The sequence below is a fragment of the [Mycobacterium] fortunisiensis genome (genome assembly GCF_019050325.1).
GTDB lineage: Bacteria > Actinomycetota > Actinomycetes > Mycobacteriales > Mycobacteriaceae > Mycobacterium > Mycobacterium fortunisiensis.
The window spans coordinates 28,043-44,432 of record NZ_VOMB01000011.1; the positions used below are offsets into that span (position 1 = coordinate 28,043).

Below are 16,390 nucleotides of genomic sequence, written 5' to 3' on the forward strand. Positions count from 1 at the left end.
AACTCAGCCCTCCCTGTCGAACGTCGCGCTGCCGGACGTCGTGTCCTCCAGTCCGGTTCGCAGCAGCGACCAGGCCAGCCGCCGGGCCGCGGTGGCCCGCTCGTGCAGCAGCCGCTGGACGGCGGGAATGGGGTTGGAATCCGGGGTGTGCCCCTCGACCACGTCGACATGCAGCTCTTCGGCAACCTGAATCGCCATCAGCACTGCGTCATTGACTCGGTTCAGCGCCTCTTGCAGACGATCGTCCTGGCTGAGCAGGTGGGCGTTGTCCAGCTCGACCGAAACGTCGTTCACCACCTGGCTGATCTGCTCGAAGATCGCGTTCATCGCGGTCTCCCGCTCATCGCGATCAGGGTTGCGCAGTTGCGTCGCCGCTTCGGTCCACAGGGTGGCCAGCATCCGGGTGTGCGCACCCACCGCCCGTGACACCTCGATCATCGCCTGCTTCTGCAGCTGTTCGAGCAGGTTGTTGCGTTCGATCCGGGCCAGTGCCTGTTGCGCCACCAGCTCGGCATGATGCAGCTTCTGCTGAGATTCGAGCTCGGCCCGATGCCACTTCTGCGTCAACGCGAGCTCGAGCGCCGAGCGCTCGTCGGCGGCGGCCAGCTCGCGGCGCAGCCGTTCGTCGGCTTGGGCGATGTCGTAGCGGGCCTGGCGCTGGATGGTCAGGGTCAGCCACATCGTCACCATCACGACGACGAAGACCACACCGCCGAAGAACCACTCGGCCTTGGTGCCGGCCGCGCCGGGGCCGAACAGCAGGTATCCACCGATGACCAGGCTGCCCACGCCGCCGCACACCAGCCAACCGATCCCGGCCCTGGCGTCGGCCGGCGTCACCCTGGCGGCCGGCTTGCGGTCGTTTCCGGCCACCGGAATCGGCTCGGTCGTGTCGGTCAGCACGTGGTTGTTCGGCGGGTGCCCTGAAGATGGATGCCCGGAGGATCCTGAAGGCTCAGCGGCCCTTGTCGATTCAGTTAGTCCGGCCATGTCGACCTCCCGTCGGCCAAGCCTGCCACCGTACCGGCGTTCAGCGTAGGGCCACCTTCACCAGCGGGTGTGACCGGCTGGAAGCTATCGCAATCCGCATACCCTGTTTTTCACGATTCTTCAAGTGCCCCTAGCGATGACGGGGCGCGGTCAAACCGCTAGTGTCATCGGCGTCTATTGATCCGCTCGCTGCAGAATTGAGGCCCCGTGGGACAAAAAGCCACACTGGAAGGTGATTCGGCGGTCATCGTCAGTCTGTCGGAAGCGGCGATGCACATGTACTCGGCCGCGATCGACGCCCTGCCCTTCCCCGAAGACAAGAAGTTCCACAAGCGCGCCGACGTCGTGCTGTCCGGTCTGCGCAAGCTGCGGGCCGCACTGACTGATGCAGCCGGCAGCGACCGGCCGTCGCCCGCGGTCATCGTGGCGCTCAGCGGGGTCCGTCAGCGGTATGACTCTTTGATGGCCCATGCCGCCGCGGCTCCGGGTTCCTCTCTGGGGCAGCAGATCTACGTCACCCGTGTGCACGCCAAGCTGTCGGCACACGAGGTGGCCAACGGCGCGGGTCTGCGGGCCGGCCTGCTGGACGAGCTTGAGGCCGGCGCAACTCCGACCGACACCGAAGCCGCCAAGATCCGCGACACCATCGCTGCGCTCGGCGGGTTGCCCGGCGACGATCACGGTATCCACGCCGTCCCGACCCCGGCCGAGGAGGAGTCCTCCGACGAGTCGCAGGTCAGCGGCTGGGACCCAGTGTTGGTGACCGAAAACGCCGGCTGATCGGCGCGGGTGCCGCCGTCGGTGTCGGCGGCGGCACGCAACATTCATTCGTTAGCTGGATTGTGCTGCGGCGCACGAGGTTTGGCTTGACCGCAGCAAACTGCCGGTGAGTTCACCCGGCGGTCGGCGGGCGGGGGTAGTCTCGCGCCATGACCGCCGATTCGACGCTGAACTTGACCGTTGACGAACTCCTCACCACCACCCGCTCGGTGCGCAAACGCCTCGACTTCGAGAAGCCGGTGCCCCGCGAGGTGCTCATGGAGTGTCTGGACCTGGCTCTACAGGCCCCCACCGGTTCGAATGCCCAAGGCTGGCAATGGGTTTTCATCGAGGACCCGGCAAAGAAGAAGGCGCTGGCCGACATCTACCGGGCCAACGCCAACCCGTACCTGGACCTGCCCGCGCCCGAGCGCGGTGACATCCGTGACCGGCAACAGGACGCCGTGCGGAGTTCCGCAAGGTATCTCACGGACAATTTCGAGAAGGCCCCGGTGCTGTTGATCCCGTGCCTCGAGGGACGCGTGGACGGCGCGCCGGCGGGTCTGGCCGCATCGTTCTGGGGTTCCCTGCTGCCCGCGGTGTGGAGTTTCATGCTGGCGCTGCGCTCGCGTGGCCTGGGGTCGGCCTGGACGACGCTGCACCTGCTCGGTGACGGCGAGAAGCAGGCTGCCGCGGTGCTGGGGATTCCGTTCGATCAGTACTCCCAGGCGGGCCTGTTCCCGATCGCCTACACCGTGGGTACCGATTTCAAGAAGGCCAAGCGTCTTCCGGCCGAGCAGTTCTCGCACTGGGACAGCTGGTGAGCCGGCGTCCAAAGTGTGAAGCCGGAGTATGAACTCTCTGTGAGATTCTCCGCGTGGCCGCTGGCCGGCCCACGCCCGCGGCGTAACTAGACGGCGCCGGCGAACCCGTGCTGACGCCAGGCCTCGTAGGCCGCGACCGCGGCCGCGTTGGACAGATTCAGCGACCGTCGCCCGTCGAGCATCGGGATCCGGACCTGCGCGGTGACGTGGGGATCGGCCAGGGTCTGGGCATCCAACCCGGTGGGCTCCGGGCCGAACAGCAGGACATCGCCGGGTTGATAGGAGACGTCGGTGTAGGAGGTCGCCCCGTGGGCGGTGAACGCGTAGACCCGGGCCGGCAGTACCGCGCGCCAGGCCGCGTCCAGATCGGCATGCACGGTGACCGATGCCAGGTCGTGGTAGTCCAGGCCGGCTCGGCGCAGTTTGGGTTCGGACAGGTCGAAGCCCAGTGGTTCCACCAGGTGCAGTTCGCACCCGGTACCGGCCACCATCCGGATCGCATTGCCGGTGTTGGGTGCGATGCGGGGAGAGAAGAACATCACCCGGAACATTCGACGATGATCGTACGAACGTCGGCCCGCGGGCCACTCGGGATGCCCGCGCAGGCGGAAACCGCTCGCGGATCGACGCCGAGAAACACTCCCGTTTCGGCAAGCACGTCGCGGTTTGCTCGATTACCACACAACTGCGCTACGGCCCGGTCACGAACTCTGTCTGTTCTGTAAGAATTGTGGAAACGCTCGATGGCTGCTGTCATACTCGTGCAATTGCCAAGGCGTTTGACGCCCGCCCCAGCGTGGGCGGAAATAGCAGGAAGTCTTATGAATCACGCCCCACGAGTGAAATGCGGCCACCCAGCCGGTAGTGCGGTTGGGCGCCGATGACTGCCTTTACGCAGCTGAAACAGGCTGACGGCACCCTCGTCGAATTCTCCCCGACCCCATCGGCTCCGGCCAAGCGCCCATCGCGCTGGTCACCGGCCAATTGGCCGGTCAGCCGGAAAGTCCTCGCCATCGTCGTCGTGCCATTGATCCTGGCCCTGACATTCGGTGGCCTGCGCATCTATGCCAGTGCCGGCGCCGCCGGGGACTTACGGTTGGCCGCCGATCGTGCCGAACTGATCCCGGTCATCGACAACTACATGGCCGCCATGGAGGGCGTTCTCACCGCAGCCACCGAGGGTGGCGACGGTCAGGCCGCGATGTCCACCTTCAACTCGCGCAAAACCGATCTGCAGCAGCGAGCAGAATCCACCGACGTGCTCGAAGACGTCGATCAGGCCGTCGGCACCCTGCTGGGCAAGGGCCAGGAGCTGATCGACGCGGTGATGTCGGGTTCGATCGATCTGCGCCAGCGCATCATCGACTACGGTCCGCTGCTGCTGACCGGGGAAGCCGCCATCACTGGCTCGGTGCACAGCAATCAGCAGGCGGTCCAGGCCAAGGTCGAGGCGTTGGCCCGGGCGGTCGGAGCCCGTGGGCAGGTGGCCATTCAGCGGATGATGGTCAACGCCGGCGGCAGCGAGCCCGAGCCGCTGCTGCGGACATCGATGATCACGATGGCCGGTACCGAACCGTCGACCGTGGCCGCGCTGACGAAGGTGCTCGGCGGCGGTTCTGAAGAGGCCGCGACCCTGCGCGCCGAGATGGTCAAGCGCATGGCGATGATGTCCAACCCCGGCGTCCCGCTCGTCGGCAACCCCGAGCTGCTGGCGTCGCTGGAGGCGACCGACAAGATCGCCGGGCGAATCATCGAGGACACCACCACGGCGATCCCGGCCGCGGTGGATGCACAGGCCAACGATGCCCGCAACGATGCGATCCGGGACGCCATCCTGGTGGCCACGGCGATCATCAGCGCCATGGTCATCGTGTTGCTGGTCGCCCGCTCGTTGGTGCGCCCGCTGCGCACCCTGCGGGACAGCGCCCTCAAGGTGGCCCACCAGGACCTGGCCAAGGAAATCGAACGGGTCCGCGCCGGCGGTGAACTCGTGCCGGTGACCCCGCTTCCCGTGCACACGACCGAAGAGGTCGGTCAGGTCGCCCACGCCGTGGACGAGTTGCACGAGCAGGCGGTGTTCCTTGCCGGCGAGCAGGCGCAACTGCAGTTGCAGGTCGCCGACATGTTCGAGACGCTGTCGCGCCGCAGCCGCTCTCTGGTCGACCAGCAGCTCTCGCTCATCGATCAGCTGGAGCGCAACGAGGACGACCCGGAGCGCCTGGAGAGCCTGTTCCGGCTCGACCACCTGGCCGCCCGGATGCGGCGGAACGGCGCCAACCTGTTGGTGCTGTCCGGATCCAAGCTGGCGCGTGAGCACAGCCGACCGGTACCGCTGGCCACCGTCATCAACGCGGCCGCCTCCGAGGTGGAGGACTACACCCGCGTCGTCACCGCGTCCGTGGCCGACGCCGAGGTCACCGGCGCGGTGGCCGGTGACCTGATCCACCTGCTGGCCGAACTGCTCGACAATGCGCTGCGGTACTCACCGCCGATCTCGCAGGTGCGGGTGTCGGCCGTGCACGCGGCCAAGGGCGCCCTGGTGATCGAGGTCAGTGACGTCGGCCTGGGCATGACCGAGGCCGACCTGCGGGTCGCCAACACCCGTCTGCAGTCCGGCGGTGAGGTCAATCCCTACACCGCGCGGCACATGGGCCTGTTCGTGGTCGGGCGACTGGCCACCCAACACGGTCTGGTGGTCCGGCTGCGCAGCACCATCGCCGAAGAGCCGAGCTCGGGTACCACCGCGGGGGTGTACGTCCCGGCCGCGCTGCTGGCACGGGACGGATTCGAGCCCGCGGCACCGGCCGATGACCTTCCCTATGGCATGCCGGTGGATGCCCACGCCGGGATCTCCACCGCGCTGTCACTGGACACTGATCCCGCCGACACCGCAGGGTTCGGATCCGAGCCCGCCGAGCCGCACCGCAATGGTGCCGACCTCGGGTTCGACCTGTTGCCGCAGCGCAACCCGGGGGCCAGCGGCATCTCGGAGCTGCCGGGCACCCTGGCACCGCAACCCGAGCCGACACCCGAGCCTGCCGAGGAACCGGCGGAGGAGTCGGTCGGTGAGTGGCCGCAGCAGTGGCCGGTGCACACCGAGGAGAGCGCGGCCGCGGCGAAGGGCCAAGCCGCAGCGGCAGCGGCCGATGCCGCCGCTGCGGAGGCCGAAGCGGAGGCCGAGCCAGAGGCAGAGCCCACCCGCCCCTCGCCCACCAACACCTCGTCGTTCTTCGCGTCGCGGGGGCAGGTCGCCGGTAACACGGTCAACGGCGTGAACGGGGTCAACGGCCACAGCGGTCTGAACGGCGCACTCAACGGCGCGCTCAATGGCGCCGCTGACCACGGCGGTGTGAACGGTGCGGCCCATGAAGCCGACCACGCATCCGACGCACCCGCCGAGTCCGTCGCCGCGCCGCAGGCCGAAAGCGCCGACGCCGAGGGCGACTCGATCTATCAGTCCATGGTCTCGGAGTTCGAGATCGATCCGACCACCCATGTGCGCAGCGCGGACCTGGACTGGAAGACGGTGTGGGAGAAGGGCTGGTCGGTGGCCGCGGCGGCGCAGGATGCGCCGGTTGAGCAGCGCACCGACGAGGGCCTGCCGATGCGTACACCGGGCGCCCGGCTGGTGCCGGGTGGCATTGCAGCTGTAGTGGCGGCCTCCGCCGCCGGCGAGAGCAACGGCCGTCACCGCAACGGTGGCCTGCACCGTAACGACGACAGCTTCGAGGCGGTAGCATCGGCAGGCGAACCTGACAGCGGCAATCTCGCGGCGTTCACACCGCGTGATCCTGAGGCTGTCCGAGCGAGCACCAGCAACCTCTTCGGAGGCGTGCACGCCGGGCGATCGCATGCCCGAGAGACCAGAGGAACCGATACCGAATGACCCGTCCGACCCAGCGCGACTCCCTGGACTGGCTGGTTTCCAAGTTCGCCCGCGAAGTATCCGGGGTGTCCCATGCCGTATTGGTCTCGGCCGACGGACTCCTGATGGCCGCCAGCGAACACATGCCGATCGAGCGGGCCGACCAGCTCGCCGCGGTCGCCTCCGGTCTGGCAAGCCTGGCCACCGGTGCCTCCCAGCTGTTCAACGGCGGCCACGTGATGCAGTCGGTGGTCGAGATGGAGAACGGCTACCTGCTGCTGATGCGGGTGGGCGACGGCTCCAACCTGGCCACGCTGACCACCCCGTCGTGCGACATCGGGCAGGTCGGTTACGAGATGGCCATCCTGGTCGAACGGGTCGGTGCGGTGGTGCAGTCCTCGCGCCGGACACCGCAACCGTCCTGAGTCCCCGCTCCCTTCTGCCCAACGCGAGGTGCTTGTGGACCAACCGGATTCCACCGATCAACCCAGTCTGGTGCGGCCGTACACATTGACGGCCGGCCGCACCGATTCGCGTGTGCACCTTCCGCTGGAGGCGCCGGTGCAGAAACTCGACACGCCGCGCGAACCTCGCTGGTCTGGCGGCGATGTGCGGGCGCAGATCGTAGAGTTGTGCACCGGCAGCCCATCCGTTGCCGAGATTGCCGCACATTTATCTCTCCCGCTCGGCGTGGCGCGCGTGCTGATCGGGGACTTGGTGACGCAGGGTTATCTCCGGGTGCAAGCCACCCTTGATGATTCGGCTAGCTTTGACGAACGCCGCGAATTGATTGGAAGGACCCTGCGTGGCCTACGAGCACTCTGAACCCCGCTCGGCCTCCGCCGGCGGCGCCCCCAGGCGTGGGGCGGCCTCGACGAAGATCGTCATCTCTGGCGGGTTCGGCGCAGGGAAGACCACCTTCGTGGGCGCGGTCTCCGAGATCATGCCGTTGCGCACAGAAGCGTTGGTCACCAACGTTTCCGAGGGCGTCGACGCGCTGGACGGCACACCGGACAAACGCACCACCACGGTGGCGATGGACTTCGGCCGCATCACCCTGGACGAGGATCTGGTGCTGTACCTGTTCGGTACCCCCGGGCAGCGACGGTTCTGGTTCATGTGGGACGACCTGGTGCGCGGCGCCATCGGCGCGATCATCCTGGTCGACGTGCGTCGCCTGCAGGACAGCTTCGCCGCGGTGGACTTCTTCGAGGCCCGCAAGTTGCCGTTCATCGTCGCGGTGAACGAGTTCGACGACGCGCCAAAGCATCCCACCCAGGCGGTGCGCAAGGCGCTGGCGCTGCCCGAGCACATCCCGGTGGTCGCCGTCGATGCCCGCGACCGCAATTCGGCCAAGGCCGCGTTGATCGCCGTCACCGAGTACTCGCTGACCACGATGAGCGCGTTGCCGGGCTGAGGCGTGGCCGCGGACGAAACCGCTTGGACGGATCGCGAGTTCGTCGGCGAAGATTTCCGTGACGAGGACCTGAGCAGGTCGCGTACCGAACGGGTGGTGTTCACCGAATGTGATTTCAGCGGGGTGGACCTGTCCGAGTCACATCATTCCGGTTCGGCGTTCCGCAATTGCACCTTTCGCCGGGCCACGCTGTGGCACAGCACGTTCATCAACTGCAGCCTGCTGGGATCGACCTTCACCGAGTGCCGGCTGCGGCCGATCAAAATCGTGGAATCGGATCTGACCCTGGCGGTGCTGGGCGGCTGCGATCTGCGCAGCGTCGACCTGTCGGACTGCCGGCTGCGTGAGGTCAGCCTGGTGGGCGCCGATCTGCGCAAAGCGGTGCTGCGGCAGGCGGATCTGACCGGCGCACGGGTGCAGGGCGCCAAGCTCGACGAGGCCGATCTGCGCGGTGCCCGCGTCGACCCCACCTTCTGGACCACCGCGAAGGTGCGTGGCGCCAAGGTCGACATCGCCCAGGCGTTGGCCTATGCCGCCGCCCACGGTCTCGACGTCCACGGCGGGTAGGGATTGCTCGTCGGGCCGGCTCGTCGGGCGGGCGGGTCCGGCCGCTTGTCACGCTGGCGTGGCTGTCGACGGCGAGCGTCACGCTAGCGTGACAACGGCCGGGAAATCAGGCGGCCTTCAGCCGAATCCGCCAGCGGACGAAGCCGGTGTAGACGATGCAGAGCAGTAGCAGGATGCCGATGTTGATCAGCCACACCGACGGCGTGTGCTTCCAGTGCGAGTCGGCAGGCAGCAACGGTGGCGGCACCAGGCGGGTCAGGTCGATGGTCGATGCCGAGGCCGCGAAACCCCAGCGGGCCGGCGTGATCCAGGACAGCTGATCCAGCACGATGCGGTCGGTCACCGGGATCATGCCGCCGGAGAACACCAACTGGCTCATCACGGTCACCACCAGCAGCGGCATGATCTGCTCGGCCGAGCGGGCCAGTGCCGAGAGCGCCAGGCCGACCATAGCCGAGGCCACACAGGTCATCGAGATGTCGATGAACAACTCCAGGTTGCGGCCGCTGATGAAGGCGCCGCTGTCCGCCGCGCCCGGTCCCCAGCCCTTGCCGAGGATCGTGATCACCGTGACGATGGCCGACTGGAGCACCGCGAACACCGCGAACACCGCGATCTTGGCCATCAGGTAGGCCGTCGTCGACAGGCCGACAGCCTGCTCGCGGCGGAAGATCGCCTGTTCGCCGATCAGGGCCCGGATGGTCAGTGCGGTGCCCATGAAGATCGCGCCCACATTGAGCATCACCAGGATCTGGCCCGGTTCGTTGGGTGCCTCGCCGCCCTGGATGGCCGGTACCGGCAGACCGAACCCGACGTCACCGGGTACCGACAACGACAGCACACCCATGATGAACGGCAGCATCAGCAGGAACGCGGTGTAGCCGCGGTCGGACACGATCAGCCGGACCTGCCGGCGGGCGATCGTGGAGAGCTGACGGAACAGGCTGGTGTGGGTCGGTTCGCCGAGGCTTTCCGGTTTCTCCGCGGGCGGCTTCGGCGGCGGCGGGCCGTGCTTGGCGAGGTAGCGCTGCTTGGCACCTTCCGGGTCGCCCGCGACGGAGCTGAAGATGTCGGCCCAGTTGGTGGTGCCGAGCTCCTCGCCGATCTGGTCGGGCGGCCCGCAGAACGCGGTCTTCCCGCCCGGTGCCAGCAGCAGCACCTGATCGCACACGTCGAGGTAGGTCAGTGAGTGCGTGATCACCAGCACCACGCGGCCGGCGTCGGCGAGCTGGCGCAGCATGGTCATCACCTGGCGGTCCAACGCCGGGTCCAGGCCCGAGGTCGGCTCGTCCAGGATCAGCAGCGACGGCCCGGTCAGCAGCTCCAGCGCCACCGAGGCGCGCTTGCGCTGGCCACCCGAGAGCTTGTCGACGCGGGTGTCGAGGTGCTTGGTCATCTCGAGCTCTTCGAGCACCTGCATGACGACCTGTTCGCGGTCGGCCTTGGTGGTGTCGGGCGGGAGCCGCAGCTCGGCGGCGTACATGAGGGCCTGTCGGACGGTGAGCTGACCGTGTACGACGTCGTCCTGCGGCACCATGCCGATCCGGGACCGCAGCGAGGCATACTCGGCGTGCACGTCGTGGCCCTCGAAGGTGACCGTGCCGCTGGTCGGATGGGTCAGGCCGGCGACCTGTCGGGCGAACGTCGACTTGCCCGCACCCGAGGGGCCGATCACGGCGGTCAGCATGCCCGGCCGGGCGTCGAGCGAGATGTTCTCCAGCAGCGTCTTGTTGCCTTCGATGGTCCACGTCAGCGCACGCACTTCGAGCCCGCCGGTGCGGGTGTCGGCCTCGGTCTCGCTGCGGCGCACCAGGGTGCCACCGGAGAACACCAGGTCGACGTTGCCGATGGTGACCACGTCACCGTCGTGCAGGACAGCCGAATCCACCCGGGTGCCGTTGACGAACGTGCCGTTGATGCTGCGCTCGTCGCGGATCGCGGTGCCGCCGGTCATCGGGATCAACGTGGCGTGATGCCGCGAGGCCAGCACGTCGGGGATGACGATGTCGTTGTCGGTCTCGCGGCCGATCTTCACCGCACCCGCCGGCGCCGGGGCGGGGCGCCCGGGCCGCAGGATCTTGAGCATGCTGGTGGCGATGTTGCCGCCGGCCTCGCTGCTGCCGCGCGCGGCAGCCGGGCCCATCGTGGTGGGTGCCTGCGACGATGAGGCCGGAGCGGGGGTCGGGGCCGGGGTGCGCACCGGTTGGGACTGATGCGGCTGTGGTCCGCTCGGGTAGCCGCGCTGCGGGCCGCTGGGGTAGCCGGCGGGGGCGGTCGGGTAGCGCGGTTGAGGTCCGGACGAGTAGCCGGGACGCTGCGGGGCCGGCGGTTGGCCATAGGGCGGCCGCCCGGCAGTCGGGGCCTGGGTGGGCCAGCTGGTGCTGGGCCGGTTGCCGATCGGGACCGCCGCGGTCGGGGTGCGGCCTACGGCACCTTCGTGCCGGCCGACCTCGAAGGTCAACTGTGGACCGTCGGGGTTGCCGATGTTGACGACCTGACCGTCGTGGATGTCGATCGAGGGCACCCGGCGGCCGTTGGCGTACATGCCGTTGAGGCTGCCGTTGTCGATGGCCACCCATCGACCCTGGTCGAAGCGCAACACCAGGTGGGCACGCGAGATCAAGGGGTGGGCGATGCGGACGTCGGCCCGAAGATCTCGGCCGATGACGACATCGTTGCCCGGGGCGAAGGTACGGGTCGATCCGTCGTAACGAACGGTCAGCGCAGGGCTCATCGCGCTCAACTCTATCGGTACTTCTCACCGGGGCTCGGCCGTTGCGGGGGTGTCGCGGCGTGTGACGATGGCTCACATGGGTTCTGAGAGGGCGCAGAAGATGGTCGGCCGGGTGCTCGGCGTGCTCCGGCCGGTCGGCGTCGTGCTGGCCGGGGCGGCAGTGGTGTTGCTGGTGTGGGCTGCGCTGTTGGCGGTGTGGGCCCGGTTGGTGGCGCCCCGCAGCTGGGGTGAGGGTGCCTGGTATGTGATCAGCCTGCACCGCTGGGGTGACGCGCTGCCGAACCGGATGGCGCTGGTCGTCGTGGTGATCGCGGTGGTGGTGATCGCGGCGCTGCTCTACAGCGTGTGGCGTGGCCGTACCGGTCGTGATCTGGTCGCGACTCCGGCGGGGACGGCGGCGGTGGCGGCAGTGCTGGTCATCGCCTATCTCAGCCAGGGCATTCCGGCGTTCTACCGCACGGCGATGGACACCGCGCCGGTCACCGCGGCACTGCCGGCCGGGCTGGCGTCGTGGTGGTTGTGCCTGGGCGGTGCGGTGCTGACGTTGTTGGCCGCGCGGGCCTTCGGCCGGCTGGACCGTGCCGCGGCGAAGTTGCTGGGGATCGGTGCAGCGATCGCGGTGGTGGTTGCCGCGGTGGTGACGGTGGGCGCGTGGCGCGCCGGTGACGACGGGCGCTACCTTGATGCGACGACGGCGGCAGCTACCGACGTCCCGGCGCTGCCCGGCGGGATCGGGCAGCGCACGTTCACGGTGTCGGTGCCCGACGCGTTCGAGGGCGACCGGTTCGAGCCCACTCGTGAGATCGCCGCTGCCGGTGCCGGATTCGTGGTCTACGGGGACCACCGGATCACCGCGTACGGCGCCGACGGAGCCGAGCGCTGGCACTTCGCCCGGACCGGGCCGGGCAGCGTGGCGGTCAACGGCATGCGGGTGTTCGACGACGGGGCCACCGTGCTGGCCCTGCTGGACAAGGGGCTGGTGGGTCTCGACGCCGTCACCGGCGAGCAACTGTGGACCAATGCCGACGAGTCGATGATGTACGCGTTGTCGCAGGCGCCCGGCTACAACCTGGACGCGCCGTTCGTGGTGTACCGCGACGGCCGGGTGTGGTCGCGCTTCGACACCCGCACCGGTCAGCCGATGTGGACGGTGCCGGCCCCGCACCCGGAGTGTGATTTTCCGCCGCGCGCGGTGGACACCCGGTCCCGGCTGGTGTCGGTGCTGCAGTGCCCGGCCGAGCAGCGGGTCGCCATCCGGGTGCTCGCGCTGGATCCGGCGACCGGTGAAACCGTCTGGGACAGCCAGTTGTTCAGCGGTGGGCCCGATGCGGGTGCGGTCGCGACGCCGGCCAATGCGGTGGGTGTCTTCGTGCAGTTCGCCGGGGCCGGGGCCCCGCGTGGGATTTCCTATGTCAACGTCGCCGATCGCACCGTGACGCCGTTGCCTGAGCGTGGTGCCGCCGAACCGTCAGTGGGGCCGTCGGACGATTTCGTGTTCTCCGGTCGTGACGGGGGCCGGCAGCTCATGGTGTACGGCGCGGACGGTAAGCAGAGATGTGTTGGCCCGCAGGATGTTCGGGGTACGCAGACCCGGTTGCTCGGTCAGGGCAGTGGGCTGGCCTACCTGTCGTTCGGTGACCGGTTCGTCCTCGCCGACGACGGCGGACCCGCAGTCCCCGGCTCGCTGCGCACCTTCGACGCGAACACCTGCGCCCAGACCGCTGCGTTGCCCGTCGAATCGGTCGAGGGTTTCGTCCCGGCGCCGGGCGCAGCGTTGGTGCTGCGCCGTGACGACAAGACGCTGCTGATCGACGGCTACACCGGCTGACGCGGGTCGGCCAGGGTGGGCACGGACTCCTCGGGATAGCGATCCTGAGCGTCCCAGACGTCGGCGGTCTGCACGGCCCAGAACACCGCGAACAGCACGGTCAGGGCGAGTTCGACGGTGATCACGCCGAAGTCCCAGCCGACGGCGAGCAGCACCAGGCCGGCCACGATGGCCGCCAGCATGAGGGCGGCGATGGTGGCGTAGAACCGGGCCAGGCGGGCCCGCACCGCGGCCCGGGCGTAGCACGCGTGGTAGACCGCGACCAGGGTGATCGCCAGGAACATCGCCACCGCGGCGATGACGTGTGCGTGGTCGGCGAACCAGCCCCACAGCATCATCGGTGCCCCGGCAATGGCGATGACCAACAGTGCTGCGGGAAACCACTTTTCGACGCTCAGCAACGCGGTGGCGATGGTCTTCCACAGCGTGGCGGCCTGCGCGCACGACGGTGCCGAGGCCACCGGCGGTTGCTGCGGGCGGCGCCACCGCTGCAGCCCCAGGTACATGCCGGTGCCGGCGGCGACGGCCACGAACAACGCGGCGATGTTGTTGGCGACGGCACCGAACGGGTCGGCGACGGTCGGCAGCCACGGCCGGCACAGGTCGCCGGGGCCGGTGGGCACCAGCGCCACGATGAACGCCATGAACCCGGCGAAGTTCAGCAGCGCGTCCTCGCCGATCCGGCTGCCCTTGTAGGCGATCAGGCAGATGCCGATCGCGCAGAGTGCGGCCAGGAACACCGAATGGGTGCGGGTATAGAAGAACGCGCTGATGGACCCCTGCGGGCAGGTGTCCGCCCAGGTCAGCGCCAGCGAGCAGAGCAGGAACACCACCAGCGCCACCAGGCCCACCCGCACGTAGCGGTAGGTGACCATGGTGTCGCTGGGGTGGTTGCCGACCATGCCCCAATTAGCTCACGAGTGAGTCCGGAGCTCCCGTCACCACGCAGTGCGTGTGGCTGTAAATCGTCGGCATGCAGCTGTTGCAGTGCGTGCACAGAGATTTGACCGAACCCTTGACGTCTTCGGCCTTGATCCGGTTGAGCAGGTCCGGTTCGGCCAGCAGCGCGCGGCCCATCGCGACGAAATCGAAGCCCGCGGCCATCGCCCGGTCCATCGTCTCGCGGTTGGTGATACCGCCCAGCAGGATGATCGGCATCGTCAGCTCGGCGCGGAATTTCTCGGCGTCGCGCATCAGATACGCCTCGTGGTAGGGGTATTCACGGAAGAACTTGTGGCCGCTCATCCGGATGCCCCAGCTGATCGGGGGTTTGAAGTTCGCCGCGAACTCCTTGACCGGCGCGCCGCCGCGGAACAGGTACATCGGGTTGACCAGGGAGCTGCCCGCGGTGAGCTCGATGGCATCCAGCCCACCGTCCTCCTCGAGCCACTTGGCGGTCTGCAGCGACTCGTCGATCGGGATGCCGCCGCGGACACCGTCGCTCATGTTGAGCTTGGCGATGACGGCGATCTTGCGGTCGCCGTGCTTGTCGACCGCGTCGCGTACCGCCCGCACCGCGCCGCGGGCCACCTTCGCCCGGTTCTCCAGGGAGCCGCCGAACTCATCGGTCCGGCGGTTGATCAGCGGCGACAGGAACGAGCTGGCCAGGTAGTTGTGGCCGAGGTGCACCTCGACGGCGTCGAATCCGGAGTCGATGGCCAGCCGCGCGGCGTTGGCGTGCGCCTCGGTCACCTCCCGGATGTCGTCGATGGTGGCCTTCTTGGCGAACCGCATCGACAGCGGGTTGAAGAACCGCACCGGTGCCAGGGCCGGGGCCTTGTTGGTGCGCGAGTTGGCCACCGGGCCGGCGTGGCCGATCTGGGCGCTGATCGCCGCCCCTTCGGCGTGGATGGTCTCGGTGAGCTTGGTCAGCCCGGGCACCGCCTCGGGCCGCATCCAGATCTGCCAGCCGTCGGTGCGGCCACCGGGGGCCACCGCGCAGTAAGCGACGGTGGTCATGCCGACGCCGCCGGCCGCCGGCAGCCGGTGATAGTTGATCAAATCCTCGGTGACCAGCGCATCCGGGGTGGACGCTTCGAAGGTCGCGGCCTTGATGATGCGGTTCCGCAACGTCACCGGGCCGAGCTTGGCCTCACTGAAAACATCAGTGAACACATTGGGCTGAGTGTTCATAGATCGAGCTTGCCATGCGACCTGACACAATGACATGCGTGGGTGCGATTGTGTTGGACGGTAAGGCCACGCGCGACGAGATCTTCGTCGACCTCAAGCAGCGCGTCGCGAAGTTGACCGAGGGCAGTCTTCGCGGCACCGCCGCGGGCCGCACGCCCGGGCTCGGGACCGTGTTGGTCGGTGACGATCCCGGCTCGCAGGCCTACGTGCGCGGCAAGCATGCCGACTGCGCCAAGGTCGGCATCAACTCGATCCGCCGCGACCTGCCCGCCGACATCACCCAGGCCCAGCTCGACGAGACCATCGACGAGCTCAATGCCAACCCGGAGTGCACGGGCTACATCGTGCAGCTGCCGCTGCCCAAGCACCTGGACGAGAACTCGGCCCTGGAACGCATCGACCCGGCCAAGGACGCCGACGGTCTGCATCCGACCAACTTGGGCCGGCTGGTGCTCGGGAAAGAAGCGCCGCTGCCGTGTACCCCGCGCGGCATCGTGCACCTGCTGCGCCGGTTCGACGTACCGATCGCCGGGGCTCACGTGGTGGTGATCGGCCGTGGCGTCACCGTGGGCCGGCCGATGGGGCTGCTGCTCACCCGTCGTTCCGAGAACGCCACCGTCACGCTGTGCCACACCGGCACCCGCGATCTGCCCGCACTGACCCGTCAGGCCGACATCATCATCGCCGCGGTCGGCGTGCCCCACATGGTGACCGCCGACATGGTCAAGCCGGGCGCGGCCGTCGTCGACGTCGGGGTGAGCCGCGTGGAGGGCAAGCTGACCGGTGACGTCGCGCCCGACGTCTGGGATGTGGCCGGGCACGTGTCGCCCAACCCCGGTGGCGTGGGTCCGCTGACCCGGGCCTTCCTGCTGACCAACGTCGTCGAGCTCGAAGAGTCGAAACTGGCGTGACGGCAAAGGAGTTCGTCCGCAAGGTGGTTGCCGGGCAGTGGCCGATCCTGTTGGTCGGGCTGTTCTTTGTCGCGGCGTTCGCCTTGGTGGTGGCGGGCTACTGGCGCCGTGGCGCGCTGGTGATCGGGATCGGCGTGGGTGCCGCCGCGGCGCTGCGGTTGATGTTGACCGATGACCGGGCCGGGCTTCTCGTCGTGCGCTCACGGACCATCGACTTCGTCACCACCGCGACGGTCAGTGCCGCGGTGCTCTACATCGCCTGGACCATCGATCCGCTGGGCACCAGCTAGCTGTAATTCCCGGCCAGGTTGTGAACGCGTAGTCGCTCGATAGGGGTGAGGCCGCCGATGCCGGTGTGGGCT

The 16,390-nt window shown here is 68.3% G+C and carries 15 protein-coding genes; 10 read left to right on the top strand and 5 right to left on the bottom strand.

Features of this window, described 5'->3' with window-relative positions:
* Window positions 1-3: 3 nt before the first annotated feature.
* A complete protein-coding gene (locus tag FR943_RS08460) occupies window positions 4-903 on the bottom strand; it encodes a hypothetical protein (protein WP_217155996.1) in 900 nt (299 codons plus the stop codon).
* Between the two features lie 294 nt (window positions 904-1,197).
* On the opposite strand from FR943_RS08460, the gene FR943_RS08465 reads away from it, so the two are divergent.
* Together FR943_RS08465 and FR943_RS08470 are read left to right on the top strand one after the other, a co-directional pair.
* Complete coding sequence (locus FR943_RS08465) at window positions 1,198-1,770, top strand: XRE family transcriptional regulator (RefSeq protein ID WP_217155997.1); 573 nt, start codon at window positions 1,198-1,200, stop codon at window positions 1,768-1,770.
* A gap of 149 nt (window positions 1,771-1,919) precedes the next feature.
* Window positions 1,920-2,573 (top strand): nitroreductase family protein, encoded by a 654-nt coding sequence (locus FR943_RS08470; protein ID WP_217155998.1) that lies wholly within the window; start codon window positions 1,920-1,922, stop codon window positions 2,571-2,573.
* 86 nt (window positions 2,574-2,659) lie between these two features.
* On the opposite strand, the gene FR943_RS08475 is transcribed toward FR943_RS08470, so the two are convergent.
* Window positions 2,660-3,124 (bottom strand): tRNA (cytidine(34)-2'-O)-methyltransferase, encoded by a 465-nt coding sequence (locus FR943_RS08475; RefSeq protein WP_217155999.1) that lies wholly within the window; start codon window positions 3,122-3,124, stop codon window positions 2,660-2,662.
* A 329-nt stretch (window positions 3,125-3,453) separates the two neighbouring features.
* Between FR943_RS08475 and FR943_RS08480 the strand changes: the two genes are divergently transcribed.
* From FR943_RS08480 to FR943_RS08500, 5 genes are read left to right on the top strand one after another with little or no spacing between them, the layout of a single operon-like run.
* Window positions 3,454-6,459: a sensor histidine kinase gene (locus FR943_RS08480; RefSeq protein ID WP_217156000.1), complete on the top strand. Its 3,006-nt coding sequence runs from the start codon at window positions 3,454-3,456 to the stop codon at window positions 6,457-6,459.
* Window positions 6,456-6,863 carry a roadblock/LC7 domain-containing protein gene (locus FR943_RS08485; RefSeq protein WP_217156001.1) on the top strand — a complete coding sequence of 136 codons (408 nt, stop codon included), beginning with the start codon at window positions 6,456-6,458 and terminating at the stop codon, window positions 6,861-6,863. Before FR943_RS08480 ends, FR943_RS08485 begins: the two co-directional genes overlap by 4 nt.
* Before the next feature lie 34 nt (window positions 6,864-6,897).
* Window positions 6,898-7,263 (top strand): DUF742 domain-containing protein, encoded by a 366-nt coding sequence (locus FR943_RS08490; RefSeq protein ID WP_217156002.1) that lies wholly within the window; start codon window positions 6,898-6,900, stop codon window positions 7,261-7,263.
* A complete protein-coding gene (locus tag FR943_RS08495; protein WP_070945979.1) occupies window positions 7,244-7,855 on the top strand; it encodes a GTP-binding protein in 612 nt (203 codons plus the stop codon). Before FR943_RS08490 ends, FR943_RS08495 begins: the two co-directional genes overlap by 20 nt.
* 3 nt (window positions 7,856-7,858) lie before the next feature.
* Window positions 7,859-8,422 (top strand): pentapeptide repeat-containing protein, encoded by a 564-nt coding sequence (locus tag FR943_RS08500; RefSeq protein ID WP_217156003.1) that lies wholly within the window; start codon window positions 7,859-7,861, stop codon window positions 8,420-8,422.
* A 106-nt stretch (window positions 8,423-8,528) separates the two neighbouring features.
* On the opposite strand, the gene FR943_RS08505 is transcribed toward FR943_RS08500, so the two are convergent.
* A complete protein-coding gene (locus tag FR943_RS08505) occupies window positions 8,529-11,156 on the bottom strand; it encodes an FHA domain-containing protein (protein ID WP_217156004.1) in 2,628 nt (875 codons plus the stop codon).
* A gap of 76 nt (window positions 11,157-11,232) precedes the next feature.
* Here FR943_RS08505 and FR943_RS08510 point away from each other — a divergent pair, with 76 nt between their 5' ends.
* Window positions 11,233-12,984 (top strand): BamB-related PQQ repeat family beta-propellar protein, encoded by a 1,752-nt coding sequence (locus FR943_RS08510; protein WP_217156005.1) that lies wholly within the window; start codon window positions 11,233-11,235, stop codon window positions 12,982-12,984.
* Here FR943_RS08510 and FR943_RS08515 read toward each other — a convergent pair.
* Both FR943_RS08515 and FR943_RS08520 read right to left on the bottom strand, forming a co-directional pair.
* Window positions 12,972-13,886 carry a diphosphate--fructose-6-phosphate 1-phosphotransferase gene (locus tag FR943_RS08515; RefSeq protein ID WP_217156006.1) on the bottom strand — a complete coding sequence of 305 codons (915 nt, stop codon included), beginning with the start codon at window positions 13,884-13,886 and terminating at the stop codon, window positions 12,972-12,974. The two genes, FR943_RS08510 and FR943_RS08515, sit on opposite strands and share 13 nt — an antisense overlap.
* 7 nt (window positions 13,887-13,893) lie before the next feature.
* Window positions 13,894-15,117, bottom strand: a complete 1,224-nt coding sequence (locus tag FR943_RS08520) for an NADH:flavin oxidoreductase (protein ID WP_217156007.1) — start codon at window positions 15,115-15,117, stop codon at window positions 13,894-13,896.
* Between the two features lie 38 nt (window positions 15,118-15,155).
* On the opposite strand from FR943_RS08520, the gene FR943_RS08525 reads away from it, so the two are divergent.
* Window positions 15,156-16,028 carry a bifunctional methylenetetrahydrofolate dehydrogenase/methenyltetrahydrofolate cyclohydrolase gene (locus FR943_RS08525; protein ID WP_217156008.1) on the top strand — a complete coding sequence of 291 codons (873 nt, stop codon included), beginning with the start codon at window positions 15,156-15,158 and terminating at the stop codon, window positions 16,026-16,028.
* Window positions 16,025-16,318, top strand: a complete 294-nt coding sequence (locus FR943_RS26350; RefSeq protein WP_217156009.1) for a DUF3017 domain-containing protein — start codon at window positions 16,025-16,027, stop codon at window positions 16,316-16,318. The genes FR943_RS08525 and FR943_RS26350 overlap by 4 nt, the downstream gene beginning before the upstream one ends.
* The last annotated feature ends 72 nt before the right edge of the window (window positions 16,319-16,390 follow it).